The organism is Marininema mesophilum (assembly GCF_900106775.1).
In the GTDB taxonomy this organism is placed as follows: Bacteria; Bacillota; Bacilli; order Thermoactinomycetales; family DSM-45169; genus Marininema; species Marininema mesophilum.
On record NZ_FNNQ01000029.1, the window covers coordinates 1 to 6,614 of the forward strand.

A 6,614-nucleotide genomic window follows, 5' to 3' on the forward strand; every position below is an offset into this window, starting at 1 on the left:
TTCAAGGCGGTCAGTTGGGCAGAACAGGTTCCATAGGTCAGACCTTTTCCTGTGCTGTCATAGGATTCGTTCCATCTGGCTAGAAAGTGATTAAACGTGAAGCGACTACAGCCGATAGATTTATTGATGAGATTGGTTTGTTCCTTCGTTGGACACAAACGAAATTTAAACGCTTTGTGCATTAGTTCACCTCCCCTATACTTAATTATATACGGGGATAGTCGAACTTGCGAGAGGGAAAAACTCCCCCTCCCTCGTTCGACGCGCCTTATATCCCATGGCTGAAGCCAGGGGTTTTACGGCGCTTTCTATAATGAAATGAGCAAAATCCTTACCTTTAAGTTCCGCTGGGAAGAAAATGGATTGGGTTAGATATAGGATTTCTTTCGTGCTGGGAAACTGGATTTCTCCGTCTTCTACTCTCTATTTCCCTATCTAGAAGTGCCCCCATATTCCAGACTCTATCTTAATTCACACAACTAACTAAATTATCCTTCAATTAATCAACCACTTTCATCAAGAAAAACATGTTCCCACTCTCATAAACCCAAAACAAAAACGAGCCCCCCATAGGACTCGTTTCCCCGATCATGCTATATGGTCGGGGCGACAGGATTTGAACCTGCGACCCCCTGCTCCCAAAGCAGGTGCTCTACCAAGCTGAGCCACGCCCCGTAATATTGTGCGGTGTAGATTTCAACCAAAATACATGTCTTTCGTTCAAGCACCCTAGCCGTTTCGATCACCGCAAGAACCATTATATACTGAGATTCGCAAAAAGCGCAAGACCTAAATAGCAGAAAATCTATTTTTTATTTTAATCGTTCTTTTCCGAAGCCCTATACTACAATCCCATTGCCGCTCTTTGTGTTTTTACTCCCCATGTCTACGATCCCTCCATCCGCACAGTTGGTAAATGAATTTCCTAGAATGTTATTGCCTAGTGAGGTCTCATCGACATAGATTCCTGCGCATCCCGCATTTCGGACAACATTGCCCACAATGGAGTTTCCCTTGGAGTCCTCCAATAGAATACCATCCTTTTCAGGGTTTCGAATACTGTTGCCACCAATTGCGAAGTAAGCAGTGTTTTGAAAGTTGATCCCTCTCTCTACATTCGTAAATGTATTTCCTTGAATGGAGCCATGACGATAGCGAAAGGCCTCGATACCCGCTCCAATTAAATTTTCAAAGTGGTTATTCACAATCCGAATATGAGCATGGTAAACATCTTCTGCCTGTGAATGACTCCCAATCCCACGATACCAACCCCCTGTAAAGGTACACCCTTCAATCAGAATATTGCGACAGTAACTATTATCATAGGGGCCAAACCAGGGGAAAGCAGCGGCAGATATCATGATATCTAGCTGTATTGCCTCACTCCACTTCCGTGTGAGGGTAAATCCACTAAAGAAGCAATTAATGATTTCCCCTCCCTCCACTCCATTCAGCTCTATAGAGTGCCAGTTGTTGACGTTAAGCACTCTTGTATTTCGGATACGAACGTTTGTAGCGTGTCCGATGGCAATGGCTGTACAAGATACATCGTTTAATCCCATATTGGCATCCCATGTACCGCCGACAATTTCAATGTTCTGATTTCCGAGATACCCACCTTGTCCATTGGTTCCGTTGATAATCATCGCATTTGCTTCTGATTGACGCCGAATCCACGCATTTTTATCCAAATCCAATGAGGTATTGTCATAAATTTTAAGGATATTACCCACATTATAGGTACCACCAGGAACGATAACTTTTCCTCCCCCAGCATCTCGAGCCGAATCTAGGGCTTTTTGAATTGAAGGAGCATCGTTCGCAGTTCCATTTCCCTTTGCACCAAACTTTGTAACATCATACTGGGCCATGGCTGATCCCTCCTGTTTCCCACGGAATTAATATATAATATTAAAATTTTTCCCAAGTGGACAGGACTTTTCTACCTGAAGGAGCCTAAAGCATGAAAGTTTGGATGATGATCTATCTATTACTCTTTTCTCTCACTGGCACCACATTCCTGCCCTCACTCCCTGTTTCTTTATCTAAAACGAGTACGATCCAACCGACGAAGACTCATCCTACTTATTACACGCTCTCTAAAGTAGCTCACGCCAGGCATAATATTCAGCGTTACGCCTGGGCCCGGCAAATTCGGGATAACGCTGTGCACGAAGCCGACCATTATCTTCACTGGGGGATGGATCGTCTTTGGATGATGATTACTCCCCAGAGCCTTCCACGCAGCTTTGCTGTGAATCTAGAAAAAGGCTCTCCCATCACAGGAAAAAAGCTAAATGATCACTATGGTTATCGCGGCTGGTTAGCCGATCCCAAAAATGATCCCTGGAAACTTACCGACCCCTCAAGCGGCTATCGCTTTCCCACCAATGATTTTGCTTCTTACTATCAAAGTGGATTAAATGAATATGGAATATTTGAGCGGAAACGGGCTAACCCTCAATTTTTGCGTAATGAACTTTATCCAGAAAAGGGGGGGCACTGGGGAGTAGATGATGGACGGGGATGGATCGATAAACACGGGGATCGATGGACGTTTATTGCTTATTATAATCACTGGCATATTTGGCATGGTGGTGTCATCGATACGGCTCTGCGCGCCTTTCGGGACGCGTATCTTTATACAGGTGAACCTCGTTACGTGGATGCAGGGATCATTCTACTGGATCGCATTGCAGATATTTACCCAGCTATGGATCTCTCCGCTTACGATCCTACCATCTATCGCAACTCCCATGGTGGCACGGGGCAAGGAAAGATTCGGGGAAGCATCTGGGAAGCGACAGCCGTCACTGAATATTTGGCTGCTTACGATGCGTTTTTCCCACGGATGAACTCTCCCATCACGATTGCTTTCTTAGCAAAGAAAGCAGCCAAATATCATCTAACCAATCCCAAAAATAGCAGTGCCGCTATTCGTAAAAATATTGAAGAGGGTCTCCTCCGCCAAATCTTTCCCGCTATGAAGAAGGCACAAATTCGCGGGAATTTTGGCATGCATCAGCGTGCACTTGCGATGGCAGCGGTCGTTCTAGACGATCCACACACATCAAAGAGATGGATCGATTGGCTTTTTCAAGCAGGTACACTTTATCCGTGGCCAACATGGCGTATGACAGGGGGTGATGTCTACTCTACTTTGATGGATCGTATCGATCATGATGGTTTTGGCGATGAACCTTCTACCCAGTACAATAGCTACTGGCTTACCCAAATCATGAGTATCGCCGATATCTTAGAAGGGTATGATCGTTATCCTGAAGCCGATCTGTACCACCATCTAAAAGTTAAAAAAATGTTTGACTCTCGGTGGCCACTCCTCATGGAAAATCACACTCCAGCCATCGGCGATTCCTTTAAGACAGGAAATCCGGTACTCGTTGGCTCTGCCGAAGAACACGTCAAAGCCTTTGCAAAATATCATGACCCGATCTATGCCCAGGCGGCTTATTATCTTAATGGCAACTCATTCAAAGGGTTACATGGAGATATTTTTTCTGCCCACCCAGAGAAAACCATCGCCGCTATTCGTCAGGTAATCCAAACTCAAGGACCTTTAAATCCTACTAGCGTCCATCTGAGCGGTTTTGGGTTTGCAGCCCTTCGTGCGGGAAAGATGAACAAGGTAAAGGCTGGCATCGAACTTCCCTTCAGCCAGCTGAGGATTACAGAGAAAAGCGGGGAAATTATTCACCATCAAGGAGCTTTGTACTTGTCGACAGATTCCCTCGCTAAACATATCCCAGAAGCCTTTCACTTACCTGAGGATTATTACGCAGATAGTAAGGGAATTCAGATGGCCATCAACCATCCGGGAGGTCAAGTTACCTTTTCCTTTCCTGTGCACACAACAGGCTCCGTACACCTGGATCTTACCTTGCTACGTGCAACCAATCAAGGAGTATACGACATTCGCATAGATGGTCATTCCATCCACCAAACTGATTTTTATAGCAGTGATCCAGAAAAGACGACGCTCCCATTAGGAAATTTCACCTTGGCGAAGGGGCTACACACTCTCACCTTTCACAATATCGGTAAGAACCCCATCTCTACTGGATTCGGTCTTAGTTTAGATCGTTTACAACTCCGTAGTATCCCCTTAACCCATAGTCATTTTAACAAACGAGACCCTCATCATAAGCAAGGGGTCTGGATGTATTATGGGGACAATGGTATAGGTCGCCACGGTCATAAAGATACCTTAAATATCGGTATCCACGGTTTCGGCCTCGATCTCGCTCCTGAATTGGGTTACCCTACTGATCTTAAAACGCGTACTGAATGGGTAGCCAACACCATTAGTCATAATACTGTGGTTGTTGATCAACAACAGCAGTCCGATCATACAACCGGCATTCCCCACCACTTTGAAGGCAGACAACCGATTCAGCTCATCGATGTAGATGCACCCTTCGTCTATCCCCAAACACAGCATTATCGACGTACAGTGGCCATGATCGACATGGACGATACCCACTCCTACATCGTTGATTTTTTTCGCGTAAAAGGGGGACACGACCATCATTATAGTTTTCATGGTGCTGAAGGGGTAGCAACGACAGGTGGGCTCCACCCTCAACCCCAACCCAAAGGAACCTACGCGGGTCCCACCATCCCATTTGGTCGCAAGGAGTCTAGCCAATCAGCGGGGTGGAAATATACTGGTAGTGGCTTTCACTATCTTGATCAGGTTACAAGGGATAACCAGCCAAAGCTCCCTTTTTTCGTTGACTGGAAGATAAAAGACACATGGAAAGTAACAACGAATAAAGAGGGGCATCATCTTCGACTTACCATGCTGACTCCCGTAGACGATGTAGCTCTTGCAAACGGATACCCTCCCCACCTACCTGGCAACCCTGATCACCTTCGCTACCTGATCGCTCATCGAAAAGGGAACGATTTAGCCAGTCAGTTTGTTTCCGTGATGGAGCCCTATCGTTCCACATCCCACATCCGTACAATTAAGCCCCTCCCTCTTCGTAAAATCGGGAGTAAAACGAAGGGCTCTCACACCGCCTTTGCCCTTCAGGTTGAGTTAACCGACGGACGTGTGGATACCATTTTCAATTCATTAGATCCCCAATCTGAATACAAGACGGGGCCCTTCACCTTTCGTGGTTTCTTTGGCTGTGTATCCACGAGAAAAAACCTGCCCATTTATGCCCATATCCATGATGGAACGCTGATCCAGTGGAAGGATAAACCTCTTCTTCATATAGAACATCCATCCCTAAAGGGTACCATCCTTGATTTCACCCGTTCCTTGAGCTCTCCCAATGAGATCACTATCAAAACCAACCAACCCCTCCCCCATTCATCCACACTCATCGGTCGTTTCATATATATAAAAAACAAATCAAAGCAAAATGTTGCCTACCGTATCTACGGGGTTAAGGTCAGACACCCTCACCAATATACCTTAGATATCGGAGATAACACCTTAATCCGTCGTTATGAGGATCCCTCCGACTTCGGCAAAGGGTTGGTATATGATATCCACCTCGGAGACAAATGGAGGATTCCCCATACCCAAGAATGGATAAAAGACGGAACTACCTTCAAATTCCTACCTAGTCAAATCGAAGACCCTATAAATTGAAACAACTCTGCATTAAGTTTCTCCTGCTCACAGTAAAAGAGTCCATGGCCGCTATATTTCATGGGTATCAGTTTAGAACCTTGTATCCCCGCTTTCATCGCTTCTCCTAACGGAAAAGGACAGATTTTTTCCTGTTTACCATGGAGGATAATTGTTGGCACCTGAATAGTAGGAAGATCCTGCCGCAAATCTTCATCACGTAAGGAAATGGCCAACATCGCTGTTGCATGGCCAAAGGCTTCCATACCTAACCCATGTATCCATGCTTTACATTCATCTGATACATATCGAGCAAATAACATATCCCCAAAGTTGACAAGCATTTTGGGGCGATCCTTATAGGTACCTTCAATTAGTTTGTTAACTTCCGCCTTAGTCAGTCCATAGGGAAAACCTGCCCTTTTAGTAAAAGCCGGGGCCGCAGCTCCCAGTAAGGCCAATTTGGACACTTGATGACCACCGTGTCGCGCCATATATCGAATGCTAATCGCGCCACCCACAGAGAATCCAATAAGGGTGATATTCTCTAGGCCCAATGTATCAATCACGATGCGGATGTCATCCGCCAATCGATTATACGAGTATCCATTCCACGACCGATCTGATTTTCCAAATCCACGTAAATCAATAGCGATGCAGCGGTAGCCCATTTGTAGAAAATGATTAAATTGATACTCAAACATTTTATGATTGAGCGGCCATCCATGGATAAAAAGAACTGGCTTCCCTTGTCCAGGATCGATATCCTCTACAAAGATACGAACCTTCTCCTCCACAGCGATATAATAACCCACTGATCCACCTCCTCGTATGCTCCTACTTGAATGCCAGAACACCCTTAAAAGCCCTTGTATCATCTTATGAGAAACTCATACAAAAAAAGTAGCCCCAGGTTGGTATTGTCCCCTAAAGGTAGACAGTGAAAAAAGTCCATCTGTTAAGATGGACAAAAATCATTGTTTATTGGAGGGGGATTTTCTTATGGCTA

At 45.2% G+C, this 6,614-nt stretch carries 4 protein-coding genes and 1 tRNA gene; 1 reads left to right on the top strand and 4 read right to left on the bottom strand.

Going from position 1 to position 6,614, the window contains the following annotated elements; translation table 11 throughout:
• From BLV90_RS15705 to BLV90_RS15715, 3 genes are all read right to left on the bottom strand, one after another.
• Positions 1–182, bottom strand: a 182-nt coding sequence (locus BLV90_RS15705; protein ID WP_177168124.1) for a helix-turn-helix domain-containing protein, incomplete at its 3' end; no start/stop codon positions are given.
• Between the two features lie 416 nt (positions 183–598).
• Positions 599–675, bottom strand: a tRNA-Pro gene (locus BLV90_RS15710).
• 164 nt (positions 676–839) lie between these two features.
• Positions 840–1,871 carry a right-handed parallel beta-helix repeat-containing protein gene (locus BLV90_RS15715; RefSeq protein WP_091743044.1) on the bottom strand — a complete coding sequence of 344 codons (1,032 nt, stop codon included), beginning with the start codon at positions 1,869–1,871 and terminating at the stop codon, positions 840–842.
• 92 nt (positions 1,872–1,963) lie between these two features.
• On the opposite strand from BLV90_RS15715, the gene BLV90_RS15720 reads away from it, so the two are divergent.
• Complete coding sequence (locus BLV90_RS15720; protein ID WP_091743046.1) at positions 1,964–5,626, top strand: heparinase II/III domain-containing protein; 3,663 nt, start codon at positions 1,964–1,966, stop codon at positions 5,624–5,626.
• Here the strand turns inward: BLV90_RS15720 and BLV90_RS15725 are convergent.
• On the bottom strand, positions 5,602–6,420 hold the full coding sequence (locus BLV90_RS15725) for an alpha/beta fold hydrolase (RefSeq protein ID WP_091743048.1): 819 nt from the start codon (positions 6,418–6,420) through the stop codon (positions 5,602–5,604). The genes BLV90_RS15720 and BLV90_RS15725 overlap by 25 nt on opposite strands.
• Positions 6,421–6,614: the final 194 nt, after the last annotated feature.

What these genes read in the sequence shown, in the direction of transcription:
- BLV90_RS15720 (WP_091743046.1), top strand. Translation starts at nt 1,964, where the DNA reads ATGAAAGTTTGGATGATGATCTATCTATTACTCTTTTCTCTCACTGGC.
- BLV90_RS15715 (WP_091743044.1), bottom strand. Translation starts at nt 1,871, where the DNA reads ATGGCCCAGTATGATGTTACAAAGTTTGGTGCAAAGGGAAATGGAACT.